Annotated in this window: 18 protein-coding genes and 9 pseudogenes; 15 read left to right on the top strand and 12 right to left on the bottom strand. The window is 71.7% G+C overall.

Annotated features, from left to right (window positions below; translation table 11 throughout):
* Positions 1-903: 903 nt before the first annotated feature.
* On the bottom strand, positions 904-1,947 hold the full coding sequence (locus MTP03_RS11920; RefSeq protein ID WP_248488520.1) for a zinc-binding dehydrogenase: 1,044 nt from the start codon (positions 1,945-1,947) through the stop codon (positions 904-906).
* 53 nt (positions 1,948-2,000) lie between these two features.
* Positions 2,001-2,231 (bottom strand): YiaA/YiaB family inner membrane protein, encoded by a 231-nt coding sequence (locus tag MTP03_RS11915; RefSeq protein ID WP_248492139.1) that lies wholly within the window; start codon positions 2,229-2,231, stop codon positions 2,001-2,003.
* 225 nt (positions 2,232-2,456) lie between these two features.
* Here MTP03_RS11915 and MTP03_RS11910 point away from each other — a divergent pair, with 225 nt between their 5' ends.
* The 5 genes and pseudogenes from MTP03_RS11910 (at position 2,457) to MTP03_RS11890 (ending at position 7,211) form a co-directional block, all read left to right on the top strand.
* A complete protein-coding gene (locus MTP03_RS11910; protein ID WP_248488519.1) occupies positions 2,457-4,121 on the top strand; it encodes a DUF4407 domain-containing protein in 1,665 nt (554 codons plus the stop codon).
* The gene (locus tag MTP03_RS11905; RefSeq protein WP_248488518.1) at positions 4,118-4,651 is read left to right on the top strand and encodes a hypothetical protein; all 534 of its coding nucleotides are present in this window, start codon (positions 4,118-4,120) and stop codon (positions 4,649-4,651) included. Before MTP03_RS11910 ends, MTP03_RS11905 begins: the two co-directional genes overlap by 4 nt.
* 33 nt (positions 4,652-4,684) lie before the next feature.
* Positions 4,685-6,230: pseudogene (locus tag MTP03_RS11900) on the top strand (flotillin family protein).
* A 108-nt stretch (positions 6,231-6,338) separates the two neighbouring features.
* A complete protein-coding gene (locus MTP03_RS11895) occupies positions 6,339-6,656 on the top strand; it encodes a MarR family winged helix-turn-helix transcriptional regulator (protein ID WP_248488517.1) in 318 nt (105 codons plus the stop codon).
* Between the two features lie 57 nt (positions 6,657-6,713).
* Positions 6,714-7,211 (top strand): DUF4395 domain-containing protein, encoded by a 498-nt coding sequence (locus tag MTP03_RS11890; protein WP_248488516.1) that lies wholly within the window; start codon positions 6,714-6,716, stop codon positions 7,209-7,211.
* 67 nt (positions 7,212-7,278) lie between these two features.
* Here MTP03_RS11890 and MTP03_RS11885 read toward each other — a convergent pair.
* Positions 7,279-7,661: pseudogene (locus tag MTP03_RS11885) on the bottom strand (flavodoxin domain-containing protein).
* Between the two features lie 134 nt (positions 7,662-7,795).
* On the opposite strand from MTP03_RS11885, the gene MTP03_RS11880 reads away from it, so the two are divergent.
* The 3 genes and pseudogenes from MTP03_RS11880 (at position 7,796) to MTP03_RS11870 (ending at position 10,291) form a co-directional block, all read left to right on the top strand.
* Positions 7,796-8,593: an alpha/beta fold hydrolase gene (locus tag MTP03_RS11880; RefSeq protein ID WP_248488515.1), complete on the top strand. Its 798-nt coding sequence runs from the start codon at positions 7,796-7,798 to the stop codon at positions 8,591-8,593.
* Between the two features lie 22 nt (positions 8,594-8,615).
* A pseudogene (locus MTP03_RS11875) lies at positions 8,616-9,765 on the top strand (alpha-hydroxy-acid oxidizing protein).
* A gap of 238 nt (positions 9,766-10,003) precedes the next feature.
* Positions 10,004-10,291 carry a hypothetical protein gene (locus tag MTP03_RS11870; RefSeq protein ID WP_248488514.1) on the top strand — a complete coding sequence of 96 codons (288 nt, stop codon included), beginning with the start codon at positions 10,004-10,006 and terminating at the stop codon, positions 10,289-10,291.
* A 78-nt stretch (positions 10,292-10,369) separates the two neighbouring features.
* Here MTP03_RS11870 and MTP03_RS11865 read toward each other — a convergent pair.
* Together MTP03_RS11865 and MTP03_RS11860 are read right to left on the bottom strand one after the other, a co-directional pair.
* A pseudogene (locus MTP03_RS11865) lies at positions 10,370-11,219 on the bottom strand (exodeoxyribonuclease III).
* Between the two features lie 34 nt (positions 11,220-11,253).
* A pseudogene (locus tag MTP03_RS11860) lies at positions 11,254-12,393 on the bottom strand (zinc-binding dehydrogenase); the annotation flags it as partial.
* 94 nt (positions 12,394-12,487) lie between these two features.
* Here MTP03_RS11860 and MTP03_RS11855 point away from each other — a divergent pair.
* Complete coding sequence (locus tag MTP03_RS11855; protein WP_248488513.1) at positions 12,488-12,946, top strand: SRPBCC family protein; 459 nt, start codon at positions 12,488-12,490, stop codon at positions 12,944-12,946.
* Positions 12,947-13,002: 56 nt separating this feature from the next.
* A complete protein-coding gene (locus tag MTP03_RS11850; protein ID WP_248492138.1) occupies positions 13,003-14,181 on the top strand; it encodes an APC family permease in 1,179 nt (392 codons plus the stop codon).
* Positions 14,182-14,359: 178 nt separating this feature from the next.
* Here MTP03_RS11850 and MTP03_RS23720 read toward each other — a convergent pair whose 3' ends face one another.
* On the bottom strand, positions 14,360-14,890 hold the full coding sequence (locus tag MTP03_RS23720; RefSeq protein WP_371820739.1) for a hypothetical protein: 531 nt from the start codon (positions 14,888-14,890) through the stop codon (positions 14,360-14,362).
* Positions 14,891-15,443: 553 nt separating this feature from the next.
* On the opposite strand from MTP03_RS23720, the gene MTP03_RS11840 reads away from it, so the two are divergent.
* Entirely contained in the window at positions 15,444-15,824 is a 381-nt protein-coding gene (locus MTP03_RS11840; RefSeq protein ID WP_248488512.1) for an acyl carrier protein, read from the top strand.
* 114 nt (positions 15,825-15,938) lie between these two features.
* Here the strand turns inward: MTP03_RS11840 and MTP03_RS11835 are convergent, their stop codons facing one another.
* The 5 genes and pseudogenes from MTP03_RS11835 to MTP03_RS11820 form a co-directional block, all read right to left on the bottom strand.
* The gene (locus MTP03_RS11835) at positions 15,939-16,586 is read right to left on the bottom strand and encodes an LGFP repeat-containing protein (protein WP_248488511.1); all 648 of its coding nucleotides are present in this window, start codon (positions 16,584-16,586) and stop codon (positions 15,939-15,941) included.
* A 62-nt stretch (positions 16,587-16,648) separates the two neighbouring features.
* The gene (locus MTP03_RS23715) at positions 16,649-16,858 is read right to left on the bottom strand and encodes a hypothetical protein (RefSeq protein ID WP_371820738.1); all 210 of its coding nucleotides are present in this window, start codon (positions 16,856-16,858) and stop codon (positions 16,649-16,651) included.
* A 304-nt stretch (positions 16,859-17,162) separates the two neighbouring features.
* Positions 17,163-17,321 (bottom strand): annotated as a pseudogene (locus MTP03_RS23710) (thioesterase family protein); the annotation flags it as partial.
* A 237-nt stretch (positions 17,322-17,558) separates the two neighbouring features.
* Positions 17,559-19,851: pseudogene (katG, locus tag MTP03_RS11825) on the bottom strand (catalase/peroxidase HPI).
* Between the two features lie 98 nt (positions 19,852-19,949).
* Positions 19,950-21,140: a beta-lactamase family protein gene (locus MTP03_RS11820; RefSeq protein WP_248488510.1), complete on the bottom strand. Its 1,191-nt coding sequence runs from the start codon at positions 21,138-21,140 to the stop codon at positions 19,950-19,952.
* 166 nt (positions 21,141-21,306) lie between these two features.
* Between MTP03_RS11820 and MTP03_RS22795 the strand changes: the two are divergent.
* The 3 genes and pseudogenes from MTP03_RS22795 to MTP03_RS11810 form a co-directional block, all read left to right on the top strand.
* A pseudogene (locus MTP03_RS22795) lies at positions 21,307-21,708 on the top strand (lysoplasmalogenase family protein); the annotation flags it as partial.
* A gap of 136 nt (positions 21,709-21,844) precedes the next feature.
* Complete coding sequence (locus tag MTP03_RS22790; RefSeq protein ID WP_256465280.1) at positions 21,845-21,997, top strand: lysoplasmalogenase family protein; 153 nt, start codon at positions 21,845-21,847, stop codon at positions 21,995-21,997.
* A gap of 46 nt (positions 21,998-22,043) precedes the next feature.
* Positions 22,044-22,880: a MerR family transcriptional regulator gene (locus tag MTP03_RS11810; RefSeq protein ID WP_248488509.1), complete on the top strand. Its 837-nt coding sequence runs from the start codon at positions 22,044-22,046 to the stop codon at positions 22,878-22,880.
* Position 22,881: 1 nt separating this feature from the next.
* Here MTP03_RS11810 and MTP03_RS11805 read toward each other — a convergent pair.
* A pseudogene (locus MTP03_RS11805) lies at positions 22,882-23,827 on the bottom strand (DUF808 domain-containing protein).
* Between the two features lie 130 nt (positions 23,828-23,957).
* Here MTP03_RS11805 and MTP03_RS11800 point away from each other — a divergent pair.
* Positions 23,958-26,192, top strand: a complete 2,235-nt coding sequence (locus tag MTP03_RS11800) for an NADP-dependent isocitrate dehydrogenase (RefSeq protein ID WP_248488508.1) — start codon at positions 23,958-23,960, stop codon at positions 26,190-26,192.
* Positions 26,193-26,206: the final 14 nt, after the last annotated feature.

Here is a 26,206-nt window from a genome sequence, read left to right as displayed (position 1 = left end):
GCAGGCGGGTCCTGATCCAGGGAGCCGGCGCGGTGTCGGCTGCGGCCGGTGCGTTGCTCGCGGGCACGGGCGCCGGTTCGGTAGAGGTGCGGGCCGCATCCCGGCGCGACGACGTGATCCTCACCGCCGTCGGTCCGACCGGCGACGCGGTCCACGTTCCGGTGGTGCGGTATGCGGACGTTGCGCCGGGCACCGTCGACCTGCTCATCCTGACGTCCGCGCCGGGCGAGCTGGACGCCGAGGTCGCCGCGGCCCTGGCTTCCGCCCGACCCACCGCGGTCGGGGTCACCAGCCCCGTGATCGGCGATGCGGCGGTCGCTGGGCGGATGTTCCGCGGCGCCGGCATCGTGACCCTCGCGCCGGGGTTGCTCTCCTTCGCCACGTCGCGCGGCACCGAGACCCGCGCCGAGTTCTGGGTGCCGCCGCTGGCACCGGCCTTCGCCGCCGTCGCCGTCGAGGGCTCCGCTCGCGACCTGCCGCGCCGGCTCGCCGCGCAGTACCCGAAGGTCATCGGGCGCGCGCCGGCCCGGAGCGTCGCCGCCGTGGGTGCGGCGATGGTGCCGTACGCGGCCGAGCTGGCGATCGTCGGCGGGGACTGGCCCACGTTCCTGCGGCGGCTGAAGCGACCGGGCCGGGCGATGGCGGAGGCGATGCGCGTCGACGTGGGCCTGCCGGCGCTCGCGCCGCCCCCGATCGTGGTCCGCGCGGTGCTCCGGCAGCTCTGCCGCACCGTCCCCTTCGACTTCCCGAAGTTCGCGGGCAACCACTTCGTCCGGCACGCCGGGCAGAGCCTGCGCATCCTCGACGCCTGGCGCGCCATGACGCCGTGCGCGACCCCGCGTTGGACGCGCTCCGCGAGGATCTCGCCGCGGTCCTGTAGGAGGCGTCGTCGCGCAACTCGCGTCAGGGCTGGACGAGCAGCCGGATCGGATTGCCCTCGTGGCGCTCCAGACGCTCGATGCCCGCTGCGACGTCCTCCAGCGGCACGATCCCGCTGACCGACCGGGACAGGTCGAGCCGGCCGAGCGAGACGAGCGTCGCCAGGGTCTCGATGTCGACGTTCTTGTAGCCGAGGTGGCCGAGTACCTGCTTCTTGGTCAGGCCCAGCATCGTCGTGGACCCGACGGTCGGTTCCTGATCGCTCATCCCGACGGAGACCAGCCTTCCGCCGATGGTGAGGTGGCTCAGCGCCTGCTCGAACGTCGCCTTGAGGCCCACGGCGTCGAAGGCGACGTCGATGCCCCGGCCGCCGGTGACCTCCGCGATCTTCGCGCCGAGCTGCTCGTCCCGGGAGTCGAAGGCGTGGTCGGCGCCGAGGTCGAGGGCGCGCTCGAGCACCTCGGGAATGATGTCGACCGCGATGATCGGCGCCGCGCCGACGACACGCGCCAGTTGGACCACGTGGGTGCCGACGCCGCCCAGGCCCCAGACGCCGACGGTCTCCCCGACGCCGACCTTTCCGGTCCGCACCACGGCGCCGTAGGGGGTCGAGACCGCGTCGGCGAGGATCGCCGCCTGCTCGAGCGGGACGTTGTCCGGGACGCGGGTCAGCCCGGCCGCACGGGCGACGGTGTACTCGGCCCACGCCCCGTCGTACGCGAACGCCATGATCTGGATCTGCGTGCAGTCGGCGAAATTTCCGCGGCGGCAGTTCGGGCAGGTCGTGCACGGCCGGCCGGCGGCGACGATCACCCGGTCGCCCTCGGCCCACCCGGTGACGCCGGCGCCCAGCTTCGCGATGGTCCCCGACGCCTCGTGCCCCTGGGTTACCTCCGGAAGCATGGCCGGGAACGTGCCGTTGATGAGGCTGAGGTCCGAATGGCAGATCCCGCAGAAGGCGACCTTCACCAACACCTCGCCGGGGCCGGGTTCGGGGATCGGCACGTCCTCGACGGTGATGGTCCGGGTGTCGGCGTGGAACCGCTGCGCGCGCATCGTCGGTGTCATGGCTCCATCATCAGTGACTCCGCGCGGGCGGGACCGATTCGCCGGGACCGGAATCAGACCGCACGGAGCGGGTCGTGCTCGGCCATCAACTTGTCGATCCGCGCCTCGTCGACGCGGACGCGGACGCTGTTCGCCTCCTGCTGGTCGCGGATCACCTTCGCGAGGTTGAAGGTGCTGGTGATGAGGAACAGGGCTCCGACGAGCAGGAAGCCCCGCTGCCAGGTGTCGACGGGCAGGTAGAACGCGCCGATGAGCAGGCTGCCGGAGGAGACCGCGAAGGCGATCGCGGACTGGACGAAGAAGGCGGCAGTGGGCTTGGGGTGCTTGCGATGGTGTTCATGCTCACAGCGTGCCGCCCGCGGGGATGCGGGGAATGAGTAGAACTACCTCTCCTCGGTGGGTACTTAGCGCTGTGAAAGCCGCCACACGATTGGGCGCGGGACGTGCCGGGCTGAGATTCTCATCTGAGAGAAGTTCGGCTCGGTTCTATCGCGACGGCAGGAGACGGCATGGCGACGGTCGTGGTCCTCACGGTGCTCGCGCTCGTGATCGGCGGCGCGATCTGCCTCGCGATCGCCGCCCCCGGCCGCCGGGCCGCGCTGCCCAGCCGGTTCCTCGTCGCGGTGCTCGTGGGGCTGGTGGTGGGCGAGCTCGTATCGATGCTCGCGCTCAACGGGGCCGTCCAGGACCGGCTGGACGCCGACGCCGAGCGGGCGGCGTCGTCGGCGCCCGCAGTGCGCGCCGCGCAGGCCGAGTTCGATGCCGCCCGCGCCGAGCGCACGGCGCTCGACACGGCTGTCGCGGAGGCGTCCACCCGTCGGGACCAGGCGCTGGTGGTGGCCCGGTGCGAGTACCGGCCGAGCGCCGCGTGCCCGCAGACGTCGATCACCGGCGTCCCCGGCCGCGGCCCGGAGGCCCGCACCGCCAACGAGCGGCTCACCTCCGCGCAGGCCGACCTGGATCGCGCGACCGCGGCCCGGGCGCAGGAGACACCGGTTCGCGACGCCCGCGTCGCGACGGCGCGGGCCGAGGTGGCCGCGGCCCGGCGGGACGCCTCGGCGAGCGGCGACGACGGTGTCGGCGCGCGCTGGGCCGCGATGAACGGTGTCGTCGCCGATTCGGTCTCCGCCGCGGCGCTCCGGATCGGGATCGACGTGGTCTGCGTGGTGCTCGCACTGCTTCCGCTCCTCCTGCGCCTGTGGCGCGAGGAGACGGTCCGCGACATCCGGCACCGTCGGGATCTGGAGAGCGAGCGTCTCGCCTCCGCCGCACAGCTGGCGATCGAGCGCCGCGACCACGAGCACCGCATCGGGCTCACGCTCGGCGACGACCGCCCGACGCAGATGTTGCCCGCCGTCGGCGCAGGCGCTCTCGGCGGTGCCGCGGCCGGTGCCGCGGCGGGCGCCGCAGCATTGGAAGCCGCCGGATTCGAGCCGGTCGCGCTGACCGCGCGGCGTTACCGACAGGAGATCCCCGCCGTGAACGACGACTTCCTGCCCATCGCCGCGGCCGCGGAGGCCGCGAGCCTGCGCTCTCCCGGCCAGCCGCCGGCCGACGAGACGCCGACCGGCGAGATCCCGGTGATCACGACCGACCCCGAACCCGTCGAGGAGGCCGTCGTGCGCGACGAGACGAACCCGCCCGCCCGCGTCGCTGAATCGGCCCCGGCGGTTCCGGATGCCCCGGTCGCCCCGGCGCCCGCCAGCGAGCACAAGCCCAACCCCTTCGTGCCGCCCGTCCTCGACGAGGCCGCGCGCACGATCGCCGGCTTCGTGCGGCCGCTCATGCCGCCGATCGTCGCGCGGGTCCTGCCCGGCGGCGGGACCCGCGCCGTGCAGCAGTCCTACGAGGAGGTCGAGGAGGTCACCTTCGCGATGCGTCGCACGCGCAAGGTCGTCGTCGGGACCGTCGAGCAGAGCGCACCGGCACCGTCGCCCGACGGTGCCCCGGGCCCCGCCGGGCCTCCACCCGCCCGGCGCGCCTGCCGAGGAGCCGCTCGACGTCGCCCACGAGCCCGTCGACGAGCTCCCGGGGCGGCCGGCGCGCGAGATCGGCCAGGCGCGCGATCTCCGTGGGAGGCGGTGACCGGAGCCGCTGCGGACGCCGACCGCCGTGTCGTACGCATTGTTTGCTATACTGCAAATAGGGAAACGACGGCGGGGAGGTGTCCATGATCACCGTTTTCGCGGTCTGCGCCGTGGTGGGTGTTGTGGTTCTGGTGGCGTCATTGATCTTGGGGGACATCGAGATCGGCGGGGCCGATATCGGTGGTCCGCACGCCGACGCCGGCCTGCCCTGGCTCAGCGCCCCCGCCCTCGCCGCGGCCGTCGGGGTCTTCGGTGTGGTCGGTTGGCCGCTCGCCGTGGGCACCTCGCTGCCGGTTCCGCTGGTCGCCGTGGTCGCCGCCACGGCCGGGGCGGGAGCGTACGGCGTGCTCATGCTGGTGCTGCGCGCGATGCGCCGCGCCCAGACGGGCACCGTCGCGGGGCTCTCCGCGGCCGTCGGCACCATCGGCGAGCTCAGCATGGCGATCCCGGCGGGGGGCTGGGGGCAGGTCAGGTACACGGACTCGGAGTCGGTGCGCGCCACCACCACCGCAGTCCTCGTCGATCCCGCCGCCGTCGCCGCGAGCGGCGCGCAGGTGCTGATCGTCGACGTCGACGGGGACCGGCTGGTCGTGCAGCCGCTCGACACACAGATGTGACCCGGACCGGGTCGTCCGAAGAGGAGGGAATCAATGACCGTTTCGATCCTGATCGCGGCCGGTGCCGCGGTGGTAGTGATCCTGTTGGCCCTGTGGATCTTCTTCCACAACTACATCAAGTCTCCGCCGGATCAGGTGGCGATCTTCACCGGCCGCGGCGAGATGAAGGTGGTGCGCGGTGGGGCGCGGTTCAAGGTCCCCGGTCTCGAGCGCGTGGACTACATGCCGCTGCGTCCGTTCGAGGTGCGCATCGCCCTCAACAACGCCCGCAGTATCGACGGCGTGCCCGTCGAACTGCAGGCCGTCGGACTGGTCCGCATCGGCACCACCGACGAGATGACCCGCACCGCCGCGCAGCGCTTCCTCACCGCGAACATGGCGGAGCTGGAGAACCAGATCAACGAGATCCTGGCCGGCAGCCTCCGGGGCATCGCGGCCACCATGACCGTCGAGCACCTCAACAGCAACCGCGAGGCCGGCCCGCGGCGTGGTCGAGGAGGCGGGCGGCGACCTCGCGCGGATCGGCATGGAGGTCGACATCCTCAAGATCGCCGGCATCGAGGATCGCAACGGCTACCTCGAATCGCTCGGCCAGAAGCGCATCGCCGAGGTCAAGCGCGACGCCGACATCGGCAAGGCGGAGGCCGAGCGCGACTCGCTGATCCGCTCCGCCGACGCCCGCCGCGCCGGCGAGATCGCCCAGACCGAAGCCGAGACGGCGATCGCCGAGGCGCAGCAGAGCCGCGACGTGCGCATCGCCCAGCTCCGCGCCCAGACCGAGGCGCAGAACGCCGAGGCGGATCAGGCCGGACCGCTCGCCAAGGCGAAGGCGGAGAAGAACGTCGGAATCGCGCTCGAGGAGGCCGAGGCCGCCCGCATCGAGGCCCGGACCGAGGTCGAGCGCAAGCGCCGAGCGCAGGCCGAGGCCGCGCTCGAGGCCGACGTGATCGCCCCCGCCGAGGCTCAGCGGCAGGCTGCCATCACCCGTGCCGAGGGTGAGCGCCAGTCGGCGATCCTCACCGCCGAGGCCCGCGCGAACTCGACCCGCCTGGACGGCGAATCGGCCGCCGACGCCCGCAAGTCGGCTGCCGCCGCCGTCGAGGCCGAGCTGCGTGCCGACGCCGCCGGCAAGCTCGCCCAGGCCGAGGTGCACGCCGAGTCGATCCGGCTCGAGGGCGAGTCCCAGGCGACGGCCCGCAAGTCCGCCGCGGAGGCGCTCGAGGCCGAGCTCCGGGCCGACGCGGCCGGCAAGCAGGCGCAGGCCGAGGCGTTCAACCAGTACGGCGCGGACGCCGCGCGGCTGCTGCTGGTGCCGCAGGTGTTGTCGATGATCGAGGGCGCGGTCCGCGCGCAGTCCGAGGCCACCGCCGCGATCGACAGCATCAACATCATCGGCGGCGGCCAGAATGACGCCACGGGCGGACTCCTGGGGCTGTCCGCCCAGTCCATCGCCTCCATCGTGGCGGCGCTGAAGGCCCAGGGTATCGACCTGGCCGGGCTGCTATCGGGCACCGAGGCCGGCGCTCCGGCCGTGCTCGGGGAGCCCGGGGCCGGGCCGGTCACCGTCGACGAGGAGTGACGCTCCCGTGAAACCCGGCGACGCCGAAGCCCTGCGCCTCGCGGTGGGCCTGCTGGAGCAACGCCTCCGGCAGCTGCCCGCCGCGGGGCTGCGGGGCTCGAGCTGTTCGTGCTCGCCGCGGTCGAGGCGCTCGGCGCCGCCGCGTTCCCGACCGCCATCGGGGACCGGCTCGACATGAAGCGCTCCAACGTCTCGACCGTCGTCGCGGACCTGCGGCGCCGGGGCTTCATCGTCTCGGATGCCGACGGTGCCGACGGCCGGCGTCGTCCCGTCGCCCTGACCGACCGGGGGAGGACAGCCCTGCACGCGCGCGACGCCGCCCAGGACGAGTGGCTGGTCCACGCGGGCGGCGAGCACCTCACGGCCGACGAGGCGGAGGCACTGCGCACGGCGATCCCGCTGGTCCTGCGGCTGGCGGGGGCATGAGAATCACGGCGAGTGCAAACCTGGTCGACGATCCCGCCCGGCGCTAGTGTCAGCCGCGTGAGTGGTCTCTTCTCCTTCCCGAATCCCGTCAACGAGTACGCGGCGCGCGCCGCCGCGGGCCTCGTCGTCGTCCTCGCGGTGGTGACGATCGTCGCCGGACAGTGGTGGCTCTACGCCGCGCTGGCGATCGGTTTCGCGCTCCGCGTCGCGGGCGGACCCCGGTATTCGCCGTTCGGCAGGCTGTCGGTGCACGTGATCGCGCCGAAGCTCGGTCCGGCCAAGCTGGTGCCCGGGCCGCCGAAGCGGTTCGCGCAGACCATCGGCCTCGTCTTCTCGACTGTCGCCCTGGTGCTGTACCTCACCGGGAGCCACGTCGCGGCGCAGGTCGTGCTGGGACTCCTCGTGGTGGCGGCGCTGCTGGAGTCGGCGGCGGGGGTGTGCCTCGGCTGCATCGCCTTCGGCTTCCTGCAGCGCCGGGGCGTGATCCCCGCGTCGGTGTGCGAGGCGTGCGCGGGCGTCAACACCACGCCGCCGACACTCACCGTGCCGCAGTAGCCGCGCACCACCGGACGAAAGAACGCCGCCGCGGATCGCTCCGCGGCGGCGTTCGTCTGTCAGGGGCTCAGATCTGGCCGACGATCTCCTCGGCCCACTCGACGGCCTTCTCGTCCACATCGTCGGTGCCGGAGTTGTCGTGCTCGAAACGGTCGCCCACCTGCGTGGCGCCGAGCCCCGTGAGGTGCTCCACGATGGTCTTCCCGGCGGCGTTGTAGGTGTCGACGTAGATGGTGTCGCCCAGGCCGAAGACCGCGAAGCGAGGCCGGTGAGATCTGGCGCGGCCTCGAGCAGGTCCTCGAAGAACTCGGTGGAGCCGGCAGGCAGCTCTCCCTCGCCGTACGTGGCGCACGAGAAGACGTGGAAGTCCGCGGGGTCCAGCGCGTCGATCTCGCCGTCCATCATGTCGTGCAGCTCGACGGGGCCGGCCTTGGCGAACACGGTGTACATGGCGTTCGCGGCGCCCTCGGCGGTGCCGGTCGAGGAACCGTAGAAGATGTGAACAGACATGGGCAGCAGTCTAGCCACGCGACGACCGCGACCGTGAGCGGCGTCGCGCAGGTGTGACGTTCTACGCTTCGTGGATGCCCTACGCCACGCTCGATGACGGTACCCGGCTCGCGTACGACGTGCATCCCGGTGCCTCCGGCGCGGACGGGCCCGGGGTGTTGCTGTTCGCCGGTCAGGCGCTGGCGGGGAGCTCCTGGTCACCGCTGGTGGAGGCTTTCCGCGCGGCGGGCCCGGTGGTCGTGTTCGACCATCGCGGGATCGGCGCCAGCGACGACGCGTTCCCGCGCGGATGGAGCACGCGGGACTGCGCCCGCGACGCGGTCGGCGTGCTCGACGCGGCGCGCTCCGCCGGTGGGATCGGCGACCGGGTGGACGTGTACGGCTTCTCGATGGGCGGCCGGGCTGCGCAGTGGCTCGCCGCCGACCATCCCGATCGGGTGCGCCGCCTGATCCTGGGCGCGACCACCGTGGGCGACCGGCACGGCGTGGAACGGCCCTCCGACGTCCTGCGCATCCTCGTCCGCTCCGACCGGCGGGCTCTGCTCGAGCTGTTCTTCCCGCCGGACTGGCTCGAGAGCCACCCCGAGTCGGCCGAAGCGATCCTGGCCCGTCCGCGCTCGCTGCCCGCGCAGCGCGCGCACTTCGCGGCCAGCACCGACCACGACGGGGCCGCCGCGCTGCCGAGGATCGAGGCGCCCACGCTCGTCCTGCACGGCGCCGAGGACCGCATGTGCCCGGCCGGGAACGCCGAAATCCTCCGCGCGGGCATCGACGGTGCGCGGATGCGCGTGTATCGGGGAGCCCGCCACGGCTACCATCTGCAGGAGCCCGCGGCCACCGTCGACGCCCTGGACTTCCTCACCGCGCCCTGAGGGCTGCTGTTACGGTCCAGGAATGACGGACTTCGGCTCCTTTCAGGACGGCATCTATGCGGAGGGGCTGCTGGCGAAGCACCGCCGGTTCCCGTACACCTTCGTCGATCTCGAGGAACGTGCGCGGCAGGTGCTCGACCACGCCACCTTCGACTACGTGCGTGGTGGCGCCGGCGACGAGACCACGCAGGACGTCAACGTCACGGAGCTGCGACGCTACGGATTCGTGCCGCGGATGCTGCGCGACCGCAGCGTGCGCGACATGTCGACCACCTTCCTCGGTGCGGAACTCGAGGCCCCCGTCGTGCTGTGCCCCGTCGGCGTCAACGGACTGGTGCATGAGGGCGGCGACCTGGCGGTGGCGCGCGCCGCCAGCGCGCTCGGCGTCGCCGCGATGTACTCCACGCTCTCGGAGGCGCCGCTGGAGGAGGTCGCCGAGGCGCGGGGCGACTCCTTCGCCGCGTTCCAGCTGTACCCCACCAAGGATGATCGGCTGACCGACAACCTGGTGCGCCGCGCCGACAAGGCGGGCTTCGACGCGCTGACCATCACCCTGGACACCGGCAGCCTGGGCTGGCGGCCGCGACCTGCGTAACGGGTACATCCCGTTCCTGCGCGGCCGGTGCCTCGCCAACTACCTCACCGACCCGCGGTTCATCGAGCTGTGCGGGGTGGACGCTCCGCCGCCGCTGCACGCGGGGATCGTGTGGTCGTCGCTGTTCAGCAAGCCGACGTTCTCCTGGGACGACATCGCGCGCATCCGTCGCACCACCGACCTGCCGATCATCCTCAAGGGTATCTGCCACGCCGACGACGCGCGCCGTGCCGCTGCGGAGGGCGTGGACGCGATCGCGTGCTCGAACCACGGCGGCCGGCAGGCCAACGGCGGCCTGCCCGCGATCGGCCATCTCGAGGAGGTCCTCGACGGTGTCTCCTCGGCCGGCCTGCCCGTCACCTTCGACAGCGGCGTCCGCGACGGCGTGGACATCCTGCGCGTCGTCGGTCTCGGCGCGACCCTCGCGGGGATCGGCCGACCGTACGTCTATGGGCTGACCATCGGCGGTGCCGAGGGCGTGGAGCACGTGGTGCGGTCGATGCTGGCCGAAGCCGATCTCACGATGGCCGCGGACTGCCTGACCTCGCTCGCCGATCTGCGCGTCGTCAAGCGGTGACCGGTGCCGGGGAGGTGGTGAGCGGGCCGGACTTCGACTGGTTCGGGTTCGAGGACGCGGTCTGCGAGGAGCTGCGGTCCGTCGCCCGGGCGTTGGTCTACCAGGCCGACGGGGAGCTGCCCTACGCCTACGTGCTCACCGCCTTCTACGCCGAGCGCGGGAGCGTGATCCACCTGCCTTACCCGGCCCTGGGCACCGTCGAATCCGTTCCGCCGCGGGAGTTGTGGGACCCGCCCGGGTGGCCCTGCTCGGACGACGGGTGGGCCGAGCGGCCCCGCTCGACGCGTGGCAGGACCGCCTCAACGAGGCGGTCGAGGGGCTCGACGGTGCCGCCTGGGACGCGGCGTACGCCCGGTACGGGCACGCCCTGCTCGGGGCGATGCGGCGCGCGAAGGCCGAGCTCGTGGCGGAGGATGCGCTGCCGTCGCAGGTCGTGTGCCTGCTCGACGACGAGGACGAGGTGCTGCTCGCGAAGTCCGCCTCGGCACAGGAACTTCGGCGGTGGCGCGCGGCGCGGCCGAAGTAGCGTCGGGGCGGGCATCACGCTCACGCCGGGGTACCGCGTGCCTACAGGGAGCCGCGTGGCGGTCGCCGCGGGGCGGTTTCAACCGCGCGAGTACTCCACGACCACGGGTGCGTGATCGGAGAGACGCCGGTCGGGGGAGGGCTCCTTGTCGACGGTCACGGAGGTCGCGGCCCGCGCCAATCCCGGTGTGGCCAGGTGGTGGTCGATGCGCCAGCCGACGTCCTTGGTGAACGAGGCTCCGGCCCAGCTCCACCACGACAGCGGGCCGGGACGGTCGCCGTGCACACGGCGGACCACGTCCACCAGGCGCCGCGGCCCGAGCTGCGCGCCGAACCAGTCGCGCTCCTCGGGCAGGAAGCCCTCCATCTTCTGCGTGGGTCGCCAGTTGGTCACGTCGTGCGGCAGGTGCGCGATGTTCAGGTCGCCGAGCAGGAGGAACTCCCGGCCGGAGGCGAGGGCGGACCGTCGGGATCGGTCCAGTTCCCGCCCGAACGCGGAGAGGAAGGCCATCTTCCGTTCGAACTTCGCTCCGCCGTCGGGCTTCTCGCGCATGCTGCCGGGCCTCTGCAGGTGCGCGGGAGGCCGCCCTTGGGCAGATAGAGGCAGGCGACGGTGAGGCCGGACAGGTCCGCTTCGACGTACCGGCCCTCGTGCGCGAACGCCTTCAGGCCGCGGGCGCGGGGTGGGTGCGTCGCCCACGTCCGCACGTCCGACGGTGCCTCCCGGCTCAGGATCGCGACGCCGTTGCGCCCCGGGATCGAGCCGTGGTCGACGGCCGCGTGGTACCCGGCGAACGCACCGAGTTCGAAGGCGGGCAGCGCAGTTCCTGCAGGGCCACCACGTCGCAATCGCGGCCGTTGAGCCAGGCGTCGAACCCCCGCCGCCGGGCGGCGCGGATCCCGTTGACGTTGAAAGACGCGACCCGCAGCGGTGCCGGCGTCAGGGCGCCGTCGCCGTGCTCGAGGGTCGATGAGGATCTTGGCGTGCACCTCGGGGTCACCCAGGGCGTCGAACGCCGCGCTCACCCCGCCCAGTCCGACGGTGCCCGTGACCAGCGGCCTCACGTCGACCTTGCCGTCCGCCATCATGTGGAGCGTGTCGTGGAACTCGCCGGGGTCGTATCCGAAGACGAACCTCAGGTCGATCTCCTTGTTGCCGGCGAGCGCGGGCATGAACGTGTCGGGCTCCATGCAGACGCCCACCACGATCACCCGGGTGCGCAGCGGCGCTGCCTCGATGATCGAGTTGATCATCCCCGGCACCCCGACGCACTCGAACACCACAGGGCCCGAGGGGGTCTCGCCGATCTTATCGGCGAGGCGGAACACGTGCCACCAGGGGAGGGCCCGGGGACGAGCGTGAGCTTGTCCATCGTGCTCACGCCCATCTTGAACAGGTCGCTGGCCCTGCGGATCTCGTTGCGGGGCTGCTCGTAGGCGTCCCACGGCTGCTGCTCGCGCGGATCCACGACCACGTGCGCGCCCATCTGCTTCGCCAGCGCCCGGCGGCCGGGCGAAGTCACTGGCGATGATCCTCTTCACCCCGGAGGCGCGGAGCATCGAGATCACCGCGAGGCCGATGGGGCCGCAGCCGATCACGATCGCCGGCCTCCCGCGGCCCACTTCGGCGCGGCGCACCGCGTGCCAGGCCACGGCCATCGGCTCGGTGAGCGCGGCCTCCTCGTCGGACAGTTTGCCGGGAACCGGCATCGTCATCGACTCCTGGACGAGCACCTGCTCGGCGTACGACCCCGGGGCCCGCTCCGACAGGCCCACGAGCTGCGGCTCACTGCCGACCATGACGGTGGGCAGCGCGACGACGCGGGTGCCCTCGGCCCAGCGCTTGCGGCAGCCGGGTCCGTACTCGGCGACCGTGCCCACGAACTCGTGGCCCATGACGATCTTCTGGTTCATGCGCAGCGCGTCGGGGTAGCCGGCCTTCGCGGCGAGGTCGGAGACCAGGTCCGCGTGGTGCCGGGCATGCAGGTCGGACCCGCAGATCCCCGTGCGGGTCACGTTGAGGAGTACCTGGCCACGCGCGGGGCTCAGGGCGGGCAGGTCTTCGACGGTCAGCTGGCCCTCGGTGCACACGACTGCTTTCATACATCCGAGAATAACCGGCCGGCGCTGCGCGACCGGCGCTCGCCCGAGGGCTGGCTGGGCGGGGGTGCGCGAAGCGGGTCTCCTGGTTCGATGAGTGGGTGAGCGCATCGGAATCCCCCGCACCGTCTCCGCCTCCCGCGACATCGCGGCGCCGGCGGACCTGCTGTTCGAGTTGATCGCGGATCCCGCGCGGCAGCCGGAATGGGACGGCAACGACAATCTCGACGCCGCCCCCGAGGGGCAACGGGTCCGGGCGATCGGCGACGTGTTCCGGATGCGCTTGACCAACGAGCAGGTCCGCGAGAACCGGGTCACCGAGTTCGAGGAGGGCCGACGCATCGCCTGGCTGCCGGCGCCCGTCGGCGAGCCGGCGCCCGGGCATCTCTGGCGGTGGGAGCTCTCGCCGCTGCCGGACGGCGGTACCCGCGTCACGCACACCTACGACTGGACCGATCTGCGGGACGAGCAGCGTCTCCCGCGTGCCCGCGCGACCACCGCGGACCGTCTGGCCGCCTCCCTGGACCGGCTGGCCGCGCTGACCGAGGGCCGGTGACCGAGCTCCGTCGGACGCTCGGCGTCGGCGACGCGGTCGCCGTCGGTCTCTCGGCGATGATCGGCGCGGGTGTGTTCGCGGCGTTCGGGCCCGCGGCGGCGGCTGCGGGGTCGGCGCTGCTCGCGGGCCTGGCCGTCGCCGCCGTCGTGGCCTATTGCAACGCGAGCAGCTCCGCCCGGCTCGCGGCGTTGTACCCGCGGTCGGGCGGCACGTACGTGTACGGCCGCGAGCGACTGGGCCCGTTCTGGGGACACCTCGCGGGGTGGAGCTTCGTGGTCGGGAAATCGGCCTCCTGCGCGGCCATGGCGCTGACCGTGGGGCATTACGCCTGGCCGCAGCACACGCACGCCGTCGCGGTGGGTGCGGTCATGGCCATCACCGCGCTCAACCTGTGCGGGGTCGAGCGGTCGGCGCGCGCCGCGCGGATCGCCGTGGCCCTGGTGGTCGCGGTGCTGGCCGCCGTCGCGGTCGCTGCGTTCACCTCCGGCGGCGCCGACGCGTCCCGGGTGCTCGACGGTGCCGCCGGCGGCCCGTTCGGTGTTCTCCAGGCCGCGGGCCTGCTGTTCTTCGCGTTCGCCGGCTACGCCCGGATCGCGACGCTCGGTGAGGAGGTCCGCGATCCGCAGCGGACGCTGCCGCGTGCGATCTTCACGGCGCTGGCGGCGACCCTCGTGGTCTACGCCGTGCTGGGGTTCGCGCTCCTCGCGGCCCTCGGCCCGGCGGGACTCGCGGCTGCGGGAGCGCCGGTCGCCGACGCCGCACGGGCTGTGGGGTTCCCCGCCGCGTTCGTCACCGTCGCGGCCTGCGTGGCGGCGATCGGCTCGCTCCTCGCGCTCGTCCTGGGGGTCTCGCGCACCACGCTGGCGATGGCGCGCGACGGGCACCTGCCCCGGCCGCTTGCCGCGGTCGACGCTCGGCGCGGAGTCCCGGTGCGCGCCGAGCTCGCGGTCGGCGCCGTCGTCGCGGTTGCGGCGGCGATGGTCGACCTGCGGTCGGCGATCGGGTTCTCCTCGTTCGCGGTCCTGGTCTACTACGCGGTGGCCAACGCGTCGGCGTGGACCCTGTCCACCGCGTGGACGTCGCGCGTCGTGCCGGCGGTCGGGCTGGCCGGATGTCTGTCGGTCGCGCTGTCGCTGCCCGCGGGCGCGGTGTCCGTGGGCATGATCGTCCTCGCGGCGGGCGCTCTCGCCTACACCGTGACGCGCCCTGGCAGCCGGTCTGACACAGCGCCTTGAGCCGGCCCGCGCGCTGATAGCCCCAGCCGCGGTCCGTGGAGTGCGTGATCAGCCCGGCACCGCGGGGCGCGGGACCGAACGGGCGGGCAGGGCGGCGAACAGATCCGCGAAATCGCGGTTCAGCCCGCCCGCGCGTGATCCCGGCCACCGCGCCCCGTCGGGTGGACTCGGGGCGCGGTCACAACCGGGCGTCGACCGCGTCGGGCCAGGCGGAGCGGTCGAGGCCGTGAGCGGCGAGCAGCGCGAGGGCGATCCGTTCGATCCCGAATCCGAGGCAGGAGCTGTGGGCGGGGGCGCCGTCCACCGTGGTGATGCCGAACCGGGTTCCGAAGTGGTCGCGATGGTAGTTGCTGGACGCCACCGCGACGCCGGGCAGATCCTCGCCGTAGAGCGGCACGATCAGCTCGCTCTTGAGGTCGTCGGCGGACTGGTCGGCGGCGAGCAGACGGCCCGCCCGGCCGAAGAACGGGTCCGTGGCCGCGACCCGTCGCACGTCGAGACCGAGCCCGGTGAGGAGTCCGGCGGCGCGGGCCGCCCAGCTGTCGCGGTGCGCGATCGCGGCACGGTCCGATCCGACCCGCACGACCTCGTGCATCCGGAAGGACTGCAGCCGGGCGGGATCGACCGACGGTTCATGGCGGTAGCAGTGGCCCGTGACGTCCACCCAGGCGCCGTCGCGCGGCAGCTCGCCGGCCAGCGTGGGGTACACGGAGTGGCATGCGGACGGGACGAGCGCGACCTCGCTCGCGTGGAAGTGACCGCCCCAGTCGTGCCCGGCATCCCGGCCGGCGAGCAGCAGGCGGTGCTCGGCGTCGCCCCGGTGTACGTGGACACTGCGGCGCTGAGCTGAGGGAACGACGCGACGTAGTCGGTGCGGTCGAGGTTCTCGCGCGGCATGACAGGGGGAACGCCAGGACCGTGGCAGCGCCGCCGTGCACCGAGGCCACGGTGGCGGAGATCAGCGCGTCGATCCGCTGGGTGAGGCGCTCGAACTCCGCCCCGCGCCCGTACACCCCGTCCACCCCGGTCGGGACCAGGTGACCGGCGTCGAACAGGGCTGCGCGGAACTCGCGATGGCGCTCGTGCAGGTCAGCACTGTCGAGCGCACGCGTTGTCGTGGCCTGGGTCATTCCGCCTCACCTCCCCGGGTACAGAGCTGCCGTCACTGCAACACGTTACCAGGATAGGGTGAACTACGGCGCCGCCCGGATCGCGAACGCAAAGTGTGGAGCGGGTCGGAGCGTCGCAGCGGAGGGGATGTCGTGGACCAGGCGATTCGCCGGATCGCGGCCCGTCACGGACGGTTGTCCGTGGCGATCGAGACGGTTGCGGGCGACGACGACCTGTACGCGCTGGGGCTCACGTCGCACACCGCAGTGAATGTGATGCTGACCGTCGAAGACCGGTTCGCGATCAAGTTCTCATACTCGTGCATGACGAAATCCACGTTCGCGACAGTGGATTCACTGTCGGCGGCGGTCCGCGAGCACGGCGGCGCGTGTCGCTGCGCGGCGGGGTTCGGCCCCGGCGAGGCGGCCGTCGTCACCGAACCGCGGCTCACCGTCGAACTGCGCGGGGTGTCGGCCGAGCGCCCGCCCGGGCCCGGGCCGTGGTGCCGCCCGGGATCGATCCGCCGCGCCTGAGCCCGCGGCGGGTGTCCCCGGTCGGGACGCGAAAGGGCGCCGCCCCGATGCGATCGTGCCGGCGGCACGAACGGTGATCATCGACGGGCGGCGCCCTTCGGTGGGGCAGGCGTCCTAGGAGACGGTGGCCTTACCGTCGCGGAACGTGATCGTCCCGTTCTGGAAGGTCTGCTTGATGGCGCCGTTCTCCGCGGTCTCGTCGCTGGTGGGGTAGCCCAGCTTGCCGGTCTCGTGGCCGGCCTCGCCCCACTTGTCGCCGATCACGCCGTGCACGACGTGCGCGCCCGATGCCTGCGACCAGTAGATCGTCCCGCCCTTGAGGGTCAGGTACTTGCCCTTGCCGTCCGGCAGTGGCGAGACGGGGCCGAGCGGGGCGCCCAGGTAGCCCTTCTCGTAGCCGTACTTCGCGTACTCGGCGACGATCGGCGCGTCGGTCAGCGTGACCTCGGTGCCACCCGGTGTGGCGATCTTCGTCGAGGGAACTGCCGGCTTCGACTCGGAGCCGGCGCCGCCCGCACCGTTGGCGCCGCTGGCACCCGCGCCGTTAGCCCCGCCCGTGGCGCCGGCGGCCGCGCTGCCCGCGGCGGCCGTCGCGTCGCTCGCCGCGCTGCCTGCGGCGGCGGTCGCGTCGCTCGCTGCGCTGCCTGCGGCCGCGGTGGCGTCGCTCGCCGCATCCTTGGCTTCGTTGCATGCGGTCAATCCGGCGGTCAGCGCGACGGCGGCGGCTACTGCACCGAGCGTCCGTGTGATCCGAGTATTCATGTGAACTCCCTTCGACAGGGTGAATTGAACGCCCGGTATGTAACCACACTATTGAGTGATTTTCAGCGGGGACGCACGGTTTGTATCTGATTCACCGTTCCGATCGGCCCGGTGCTGTCGTATATGACCGAACTCGTGAGCCCGACCCCGTTCGGGCCGGTCGAGACGCGCGTGTCGAATCCCAGTCCGTCGCCGACGGGCTCGCGAAACAGGTGGGCCGTCAGGTCGAGGTTCGGGTACGCCACGTCCGCGGGACCGAAGCGGGGCGTCATCCCGTTCGCGATGTCGAAGAATCTGGCCGCCCGGGCGACGGGCCGACGGTTCGTCATCGAGGAGCGGGACGTCCGAGTGCACCCAGTAGGCGGCGCGTCCGGGGCGCGTTTGCACCCGGCGCGCGCGGTGGAGGCGATGTATCCCCGGGCCAGACGGTGCTGGGACTCCATTCCGGCATCTCGGAGGCCGGCGGGAGGGGTCGAACTCGGTGCCGGCGATCGCGGCGGTCTCCCGCTCGTCGAGCAGCCACGCGCGGAGGACGAGGGCGGGGCGACCACCGTGGCTCAGGGTGGCCTCGACGAGTTCGATGGTGCGCCCGGGGCGGATCATCCGGACGTCGACGTCGACCACGTCCATCGGCAGCGTGCCGAGGATGTCGTACGACAGGCGCGCGATGCGCAGCCCGTCCCCTGGGCGCCGGGCGTCGCGGTCGCGTTCCACCTCGTGGGCGAGTAGCCCCATCGGGGGAGCGATGTGCTGCTCGGCGGTGTTCCATCCGCCGGAGACGTGTTCGGTGGGGCGGAACGCAGTCGAGGCGACCCGGTCGAAGTACGGCATGGCGGTGAGCCTACGCGTCCGACCGGCGCGAATTCGCATTAGGGTTAATAATCAGTAACCGAAGTCCGGAGGCCGGCAACGCGCCGCGCCCCGCACGCCGGGCGGGCGTGCGGGGCGCGGTTGTCCGGCCGAGGAAGAGGATCAGGCCTTCACGTCGAACCGGTCTGCGTTGGACAGCTTCGTCCAGGCGGCGACGAAGTCGTTCACGAACTTCTCGCCGGCGTCGGCGGCGCCGTACACCTCGGCGATCCCGCGAAGGATCGAGTTCGAACCGAAGACGAGATCGGCGCGCGTAGCGGTCCACTTCTTCTCTCCGGTGGCCCGGTCGGTACCCACGTAGGTCGAGTCGTCGTCCGAGGCCGGGGCCCACTTGGTCGACATGTCGAGCAGGTTCACGAACCAGTCGTTGCTGAGCGTGCCGGGGCGGTCGGTGAAGACGCCGGCCTCGGAGCCGCCGAAGTTGTTGCCCAGCACGCGGAGCCCGCCGATCAGTGCAGTCATCTCCGGGGCGGTGAGGCCGAGCAGGTTCGCCTTCTCGACGAGCAGGTACTCCGCTGGCATGGGCGCGCCCTTCGCGACGTAGTTGCGGAAGGCGTCGAACCGCGGCTCGAGCACCGCGAAGGACTCGATGTCGGTGTCCGCCTGCGTGGCGTCGGTGCGGCCCGGGGTGAACGGGATCGTCACGTCGACGCCCGCGGCCTTCGCCGCCTGCGCCACGCCCGCGTTGCCCGCGAGGACGACCACGTCGGCGAACGAGACCTTCTTGCCCGACTCCGCGTTGAAGGCCTCGACGACGCCCTCGAGCGTGCGGATGACCTGCGCGAGCTCGTCGGGCTCGTTGACCTCCCAGCCGGCCTGCGGCTGCAGGCGCAGACGGCCGCCGTTGGCGCCGCCGCGCTTGTCGGTACGGCGGAACGACGAAGGCGGCCCATGCGGTCTTCACCAGCTGTGCGGTGGTCAGGCCGGTGGCCAGGATCCGCTCCGTGATGGCGTCGGCGTCCGCCGCGTCGATCGGCGCCCCCTCGGGTGCCGGGATCGGATCCTGCCAGAGGTGCTCGGTCTTGGGGACCAGCGGTCCGATGTAGCGCGAGGTCGGACCCATGTCGCGGTGGAGCAGCTTGAACCAGGCCTTGGCGAAGGCGTCGGCCAGCTCCTGCGGGTTGTCGAGCCAGCGCTTGGTGATCTCGCCGTAGATCGGATCGAACCGCAGCGACAGGTCGGTGGTCAGCATCGACGGATGCGTCTTGGCCGTGCCGAAGGCCTCCGGCACCGAGTTGGCCCAGCCGCCGTCCTTCGGGCGCCACTGGTTCGCGCCCGCGGGGCTCTGGAAGAGTTCCCACTCGTTGCTGTAGAGGATCTCGAGGAAGCTGTTGTCCCATTTGGTCGGGGTGTGCGTCCAGATGACCTCGAGGCCGCTGGTGACGGCGTCCTTGCCGACGCCGGTTCCGTTGTGGCCCTTCCAGCCCAGGCCCTGCTGCTCCATCGGGGCGGCCTCCGGCTCGGGGCCGTTCTCCGCCGGGCCCGCGCCGTGCGTCTTGCCGAAGGTGTGGCCACCGACGATGAGTGCCGCTGTCTCCTCGTCGTTCATCGCCATGCGACCGAAGGTCTCACGGATGTCGTCCGCGGCGGCCATGAAGTCCGGAACGCCCTCGGGGCCTTCGGGGTTGACGTAGATCAGGCCCATGTGAGTGGCGCCGAGCGGCTGGTCCAGATCGCGCTTGCCCGAGAAGCGGCCGTCCGAGCCGAGCCAGGTGTGCTCCGGGCCCCAGTAGACGTCCTCGGGCTCCGCGACGTCCGCGCGACCGAAGGCGAAGCCCTCGGTGGTGAAGCCCATGTCCTCGAGGGCGACGTTGCCCGCGAACAGGATCAGGTCGGCCCAGGACAGCTTGCGGCCGTACTTCTGCTTGACGGGCCACAGCAGGCGGCGCGCCTTGTCCAGGCTGACGTTGTCGGGCCAGCTGTTGAGCGGCGCGAAGCGCTGCAGGCCGGCGCCGCCGCCGCCGCGGCCGTCAGCGGTCCGGTAGGTGCCGGCGGAGTGCCAACTCATACGGATGAAGAGCGGGCCGTAGTGGCCGAAGTCCGCGGGCCACCAGTCCTGCGAATCGCGCATGACGGCGATGAGGTCGGCGCGCACCGCGTCGACGTCGAGGGTGGCGACCTCGGCGGCGTAATCGAAGTCGGCGCCGAGCGGGTCGGCCTCGGCGGGGTTGTTGGCGAGCACCTTCAGGTTGACCTCATCAGGCCACCAGTCGCGGTTGCCGCCGCCGGCCACCGGCGGGCGCAGCGACCCGTGGGCGACGGGGCAGCCGCCGTTCGTCTGTTCCTGGGGGGAGGTGGTCTGATCCTCGGACACGGCGTTCCTCTCGGGTACGGATGTGTGTACGGCTGGTACATCTCGGCGCGGCCGCGGGCTGGCGGGGCGCTCGGAACCCACCATACGTCCGCCCGCCGACAGAATCCAGCTTTTCTGGAAATATTCCAGTTATCGAGGAAAGTCGTGGTAGACGGGCCTATCGGTCCGGTAGGAACTGCCTATCGACGCCGATTTCCGGTGCCGAACTCGCGGGCGATCGCGTCGAGCAGCGCGGGGTACCGGCGCGCCTCGGGGTGCCCGCCGGGCTTGCCGCTCGACACCACCGCTGCGGCGAGGTCGCGGTCCGGGTCGGCCCACATGGCGATCTCCGTCAGCCCCGTGTGCCCGAAGGCGTTCGGCGCGTGGCGACCGAACGGACCGAAGCGCTCGGACCCGAGCATGTAGCCCGTTCCCCAGCGCAGCGGCGCGCCGCCGTCGCGAAGTCCGGCCGGAGGCGCCGGGCCTGCCGCGTGGCCGCGGCGAGCGTCTCCGGGCGGAGCACGCGGACGCCGTCGAGCTCCCCGCCGCGCCGGAGGATCTCGGCGAACCGCGACAGTTCCGCCGCGTTGGACACCAGATTCGACGACGGGACGATCCCGGTCAGGAACTGCGGCGAGTTCGACATCGGGACGATCTGCTGCATGGTGCCGCCGACCACCTTCCGGAACGCGGCCTCGATCGCGGGCGGCGCGGGTGTACCCGTGGCGTAGCTCAGGCCCACGGCGGGCACGTCGTCGGTGCCACTCGAAGTTCGTCCACCGGAAGCCCAACGGGCCCAGGATCTCCGAGGCGGCGATGTCGCGGATCGTGCGCCCGGTGGCGGCGAGGACCAGCTCGCGGACCAGCGGGCCCCAGGTCAGCGCGTGGTAGAAGTGCAGCCGGCCAGGGGAGTAGACGGGCTTGATGCCCGCGAGCATCGCGCGCGTGTACTCGCTGTCCTCGGACCGCCGCAGGTCCGGCTTGGGTCCGGTGTTGATCGGGATCCCCGCGCTGTGGGTCAGCACGTGCCGCACCGTGATCCGGTCCTTGCCGTCGCTGGTGAACTCGGGCATGTAGTCGGCGACCCGGGCATCGAGCGCGAGGTCGCCCCGCTCGATCAATCGGTGCAGCACCGTGACCGCCACGCCCTTGGCGGTGGAGTACGTGCAGAACGGGGTGTCGACGGTGACCGGTACCGGTTCGGCGCTCTCGCGCGGTTCCGGCCGCGACGGTGCCGCCCGGCCCGGTCCGAAGACGGGGCCGTTGCCGCGAGCGTGCCCGATCGCTCGGTTGAGCACGACGCGGCCGCCCCGGCGCACGCACACCTGGATCGCGGGCTGCATTCCCGCCGCGTACCACGACCGCGCCGCGAGCCACCCGCTCGACCGCACGCGGGTCCACCTCGCCATGGTCCTCGGGGCCGCGATCGGTGACCGAGTCCAGATCGCGGGGGATCCGGATGCGGCCCTCCGCGGGGTTGTCGGTGACGAAGGCCGATGGGCCGACGGTATCGGTGCTCACGGCCCGAGCCTACGGACCGACGGCTAGATTGACGCGGTGACTCGTGCCGCCACCGTCCTCAAGCTCGCCTACGCCGCCCTCGCCGCCGTGGACACGACGCTCTCGGCGTCGTCGCGGCCAGCGCGGCATCGCGCGCGGCGGTACACCAAGCCGCTGCTGCTCCCGGTGCTCGCCGCGTCGTTCGCCGCCGACCCGCGGGCCCGGCGGTCGCCGCTGCGACGCACGACGCTCGCCGGTCAGGCCGCCGGCTGGGTGGGCGACGTCGCCCTCCTCGGCGACGAGCCGCGGCACTTCGCGCTCGGTGCCTCGGCGTTCGCGACGGGCCACGCCGCCTACATCACCGGGCTCCTGGCCGAGCGCGACCCCGCCGCGTCGCTCGCGCGTCCGGCCACCGTCGAGGCCCTGTGGGCGGTGGGCGCCCCGCGGACGCTGGTGGCCGCGTACCGGACAGAACCCCTCCTCGCCCCGGTCCTCGCCGGCTACTCCGCCCTCCTCGCGGTACCGCCGCGGCGGCGACCGTGCTCGGCCCGCAGATCCTGCGGGTGCGCGCCGCGCCACTCTCGCGGGGGCGGGGCTGTTCCTGCTCAGCGATTCGATCCTGGGCCTGCGCAAGTTCGTCCTCGCCGACCCGCCCGCCTGGCTCGAGGGCGCCGTGATGGCGACGTACTGTTCGGCCCAGTTCCTCCTCGCCGACGGTGCCGCCCGCGCCGGTGCGCACTGCGCCTAGCGATCGCGCCTTGACCCTCACGGTGTCAGGCGACAGTGTGGAGTCCGTGACCGACACCCCGGATCTCCTTCCCATCGGCAGGTTCTCCTCGCTGAGCCGGATCAGCGTGCGCATGCTGCGCCACTACGACGCGCACGGCGTCTTGGTGCCCGCGGACATCGACGCGAGCAACGGCTACCGCCGGTACGCACCGGCGCAGCTCTCCGAGGCGGCGGCGATCCGCCGGCTGCGGGACGTGGGATTCGGCGTGTCCGCCATCGGGGCCCTCCTGGCCGTCCGCGGCACCCCGGCGTTCGACGAGGCCCTGCGCGCGCAGCGCCTCGATCTCGCCGCGGCCGTGGACGACGCAGTGCTGCGGCTCCGCCTCATCGACACCCTCATCCAGGAGCCCACCATGACCGACACCCAGGAACGCGCCGCACTGACCGTGCTGCCGGCCCAGACCATCGTGTATCTGCGAGACACGGTTCCCGATTACGCCGGCGAGGGGCTGCTGTGGCAGCGCTTCCTTCCCGCTCTGCAGGAGCGGGGGATCGTATGCGGCGAACCCGGCGGTTGCATCGAACACGACGACGAGTTCCGCGAGAGCGACGTCGACGAGTCGGTGTTCCTGCCCGTACCGGAGGGCACCGCGGCGGCGGCTCCGCTCGGGGTGCTCTCCGCACCGGAGCGCCGCGTCGTGACGGCGACCGTCGCGGGTCCGTACCCCCAAGCGATCGGGCGCGCGCACGAACTGATCACCGCGTACGTCTCCGCCCACGGCCTCGAGCTCTCGCGCACCCCGGGCGATCCGGCGACGCATCACTTCAACATCTACCTCAACGATCCGTCGACGGTGCCCGAGGAGCAGTTGCGGACCCGGGTCGTGGTGCCGGTCCGATAGGTCAGTGCTCGGCGGGGGCGCCGCGGACCTTGCCGATCAGGTGCACGATCACCACGACCACGGCGCCCACCGCGAGCCCGAACAGCGCGGAGCCGAGGGTGTTCGCGAGCCATCCCGACGGAGCCGATGGACGCGATCAGGTCGTGCGCCCACTCCTCGAAGTGGTGAACGACGGAGTACGGCCAGTGCCAGCCGAGCTCGTCGAGCCCGACGAGCAGGATGTGCCCGCCCACCCAGCACATCGCGACGATGCCGACGTTGGCGAGGACCGCCAGTGCCTTCGGCATCGCCTTGACCAGCGCGGTGCCGATGCGGCGGCTCGCCTCGGACGGCCGCTCGGCCAGCGCGAGGCCCACGTCGTCCATCTTGACGATGGCGGCGACGACGCCGTAAACGAGGGCGGTGATGACGAGCGCGACCACGATCAGGATCAGCGCCCGCGACAGGAGGGTCTCGTTCGCGACCTCGTTCATCGCGATCACCATGATCTCCGCGGAGAGGATGAAGTCGGTGCGGATCGCGCCGCTCACGACGGTGTCCTCGTCGACGGCGCTGCCGTCGGAGGACGACGGTGCCTCCACCTCGCCGTGGCCGGAGACCTTCTCCCAGATCTTCTCGGCACCCTCGAAGCACAGGTACGTACCGCCGATCATGAGGATCGGCGTGAGGGCCCACGGGGCGAGCCAGCTCAGCAGCAGGATTGCGGGCAGGATGAAGATCAGCTTGTTGCGCAGGGAGCCCTTGGCGATCCGCGCGACGATGCTCAGCTCCCGTTCGGGCTTGATCCCCTGCACGTAGCGCGGCGTGACCGCGGTGTCATCGACGACCACGCCCGCGGCCTTGACGCTCGCCCGCCCGGCGGCCGCGGCCACGTCGTCGACCGACGCGGCGGCCAGGCGCGCCAACGCGGCGATGTCGTCGAGCAGGGCAGCGAGTCCTCCGGCCATGGCGCTCAGCCTAGCGGAGGGGGCCGGTATGCCGGTCTGCCTGCTGCCACGACGGAGAAAGGACCATAATGGGTCTCGCTGACAGAGCGAAGTCCCCATAACTGACACATCCAGTAGAGCCGGGAGAGTAATGACCGACCAGAAGCAGACCATCATCTACACGTTGACCGACGAGGCACCGCTGCTCGCGACCGCGTCGTTCCTGCCCATCATCCGGACCTTCGCCGGTCCCGCCGGCATCGACGTGCAGACCAGCGACATCTCGGTCGCCGCCCGCATTCTGGCCACCTTCCCGGAGCGCCTGACCGACGAGCAGAAGGTGCCGGACAACCTGGCCGCGCTCGGCGAGCTCACGCTGGATCCGTCGGCGAACATCATCAAGCTGCCGAACATCAGCGCTTCGGTGCCCCAGCTGCTCGCGGCCATCGCCGAGCTGCAGGGCAAGGGGTACGACATCCCGGATCTGCCGTCGGAGCCGAAGACCGACGAGGAGCGCGACATCGCCACGCGCTACTCCACGATCCTGGGCAGCGCGGTGAACCCGGTACTGCGCCAGGGGAACTCGGACCGTCGCGCGCCGCGCGCCGTCAAGGAATACGCCCGCAAGAACCCACACAGCATGGGCGAGTGGTCGATGGCCTCGCGCAGCCACGTCGCGCACATGAAGCACGGCGACTTCTACCACGGCGAGAAGTCCACCACCCTCGACAAGGACCGCGACCTGCGGATGGAACTCGTCACCGCGGACGGTCAGACGCATGTGCTCAAGAAGAGCGTGCAGCTCGGCCCCGGCGACGTGATGGACTCGATGTTCATGTCCAAGAAGGCGCTGCTCGAGTTCTACGAGGAGCAGATGCAGGACGCCTACGAGACCGGTGTCATGTTCTCGCTGCACGTCAAGGCCACCATGATGAAGGTCTCGCACCCCATCGTCTTCGGGCACGCGGTCAAGGTCTTCTACAAGGACGCCTTCGCCAAGCATCAGGAGCTGTTCGACGAGCTCGGCGTCAACGTCAACAACGGCCTCGGTGACCTGTACGACAAGATCGCGACCCTCCCCGCGTCCAAGCACGAGGAGATCGTCAAGGACCTGCACGCGTGCCACGAGCACCGCCCGGAGCTGGCGATGGTCGACTCGGCCCGCGGGATCTCCAACTTCCACTCGCCGTCCGACGTCATCGTCGACGCGTCGATGCCCGCGATGATCCGCGCCGGCGGCAAGATGTACGGCGCCGACGGCCGCCCGAAGGACACCAAGGCCGTCATGCCCGAGTCCACCTTCGCGCGCATCTACCAGGAGATCATCAACTTCTGTAAGACCAACGGCGCCTTCGATCCCCGGACCATGGGCACCGTCCCCAACGTGGGCCTGATGGCGCAGAAGGCCGAGGAGTACGGCAGCCACGACAAGACCTTCGAGGTTCCCGCCGCCGGTACCGCCAACATCGTCGACAACGCCACCGGCGAGGTCATCCTCTCCCAGGAGGTCGAGGAGGGCGACATCTGGCGCATGTGCACCGTCAAGGACGCCCCGATCCAGGACTGGATCAAGCTGGCCGTCGATCGCGCCCGTAATTCCGGTACGCCCGTGCTGTTCTGGCTCGACCCGTACCGCCCGCACGAGAACGAGCTCATCAAGATCGTCAAGAAGGAGCTGCAGAAGCACGACACCGAGGGGCTGGACATCCAGATCATGTCCCAGGTGCGCGCCATGCGGTACACGCTCGAGCGGGCCATGCGCGGCCTCGACACCATCGCCGCCACGGGCAACATCCTGCGCGACTACCTCACCGACCTGTTCCCGATCCTGGAGCTCGGCACGTCGGCGAAAATGCTGTCGATCGTCCCGCTCATGGCCGGCGGCGGCATGTACGAGACGGGCGCCGGCGGTTCCGCGCCGAAGCACGTCAAGCAGCTGATCGAGGAGAACCACCTGCGGTGGGACTCGCTCGGTGAGTTCCTCGCGCTCGCGGTCTCCTTCGAGGACCTCGGCCGCAAGAACGACAACGCGCACGCGGCGACGCTCGCCAAGAGCCTCGACGCGGCCACCGGCAAGCTGCTCGAGAACAACAAGGCGCCCTCGCGCAGCACGGGCGAGCTCGACAACCGCGGTAGCCAGTTCTACCTCGCGCTGTACTGGGCGCAGGAGCTCGCGGCCCAGACCGAGGATCCCGAGCTGGCGAAGGCCTTCGCCCCGCTCGCGGAGAAGCTGGCGAACGACGAGGAGAAGATCGTCGAGGAGCTGCGCGCCGTCCAGGAGGCCGCCGACATCGGCGGCTACTACTACCCGGACCCGGAGAAGATGTCGAAGGTCATGCGCCCGAGCGCCACCTTCAACGCCGACCTGGATTCGCTGAACTCCTGATGGACCGCGAACGG

The organism is Tsukamurella sp. PLM1 (assembly GCF_023168325.1).
Classification (GTDB): Bacteria; Actinomycetota; Actinomycetes; order Mycobacteriales; family Mycobacteriaceae; genus Tsukamurella.
The sequence above is the reverse complement of the archived record's forward strand: the minus strand, read 5'-3'. Positions and strand labels throughout refer to the sequence as shown.

What these genes read in the sequence shown, in the direction of transcription:
- MTP03_RS11835 (WP_248488511.1), bottom strand. Translation starts at nt 16,586, where the DNA reads ATGAATACTCGGATCACACGGACGCTCGGTGCAGTAGCCGCCGCCGTC.
- MTP03_RS11905 (WP_248488518.1), top strand. Translation starts at nt 4,118, where the DNA reads ATGATCACCGTTTTCGCGGTCTGCGCCGTGGTGGGTGTTGTGGTTCTG.
- MTP03_RS11910 (WP_248488519.1), top strand. Translation starts at nt 2,457, where the DNA reads ATGGCGACGGTCGTGGTCCTCACGGTGCTCGCGCTCGTGATCGGCGGC.
- MTP03_RS11920 (WP_248488520.1), bottom strand. Translation starts at nt 1,947, where the DNA reads ATGACACCGACGATGCGCGCGCAGCGGTTCCACGCCGACACCCGGACC.
- MTP03_RS11800 (WP_248488508.1), top strand. Translation starts at nt 23,958, where the DNA reads ATGACCGACCAGAAGCAGACCATCATCTACACGTTGACCGACGAGGCA.
- MTP03_RS23715 (WP_371820738.1), bottom strand. Translation starts at nt 16,858, where the DNA reads ATGACGCCCCGCTTCGGTCCCGCGGACGTGGCGTACCCGAACCTCGAC.
- MTP03_RS11880 (WP_248488515.1), top strand. Translation starts at nt 7,796, where the DNA reads ATGCCCTACGCCACGCTCGATGACGGTACCCGGCTCGCGTACGACGTG.
- MTP03_RS11850 (WP_248492138.1), top strand. Translation starts at nt 13,003, where the DNA reads ATGATCGGCGCGGGTGTGTTCGCGGCGTTCGGGCCCGCGGCGGCGGCT.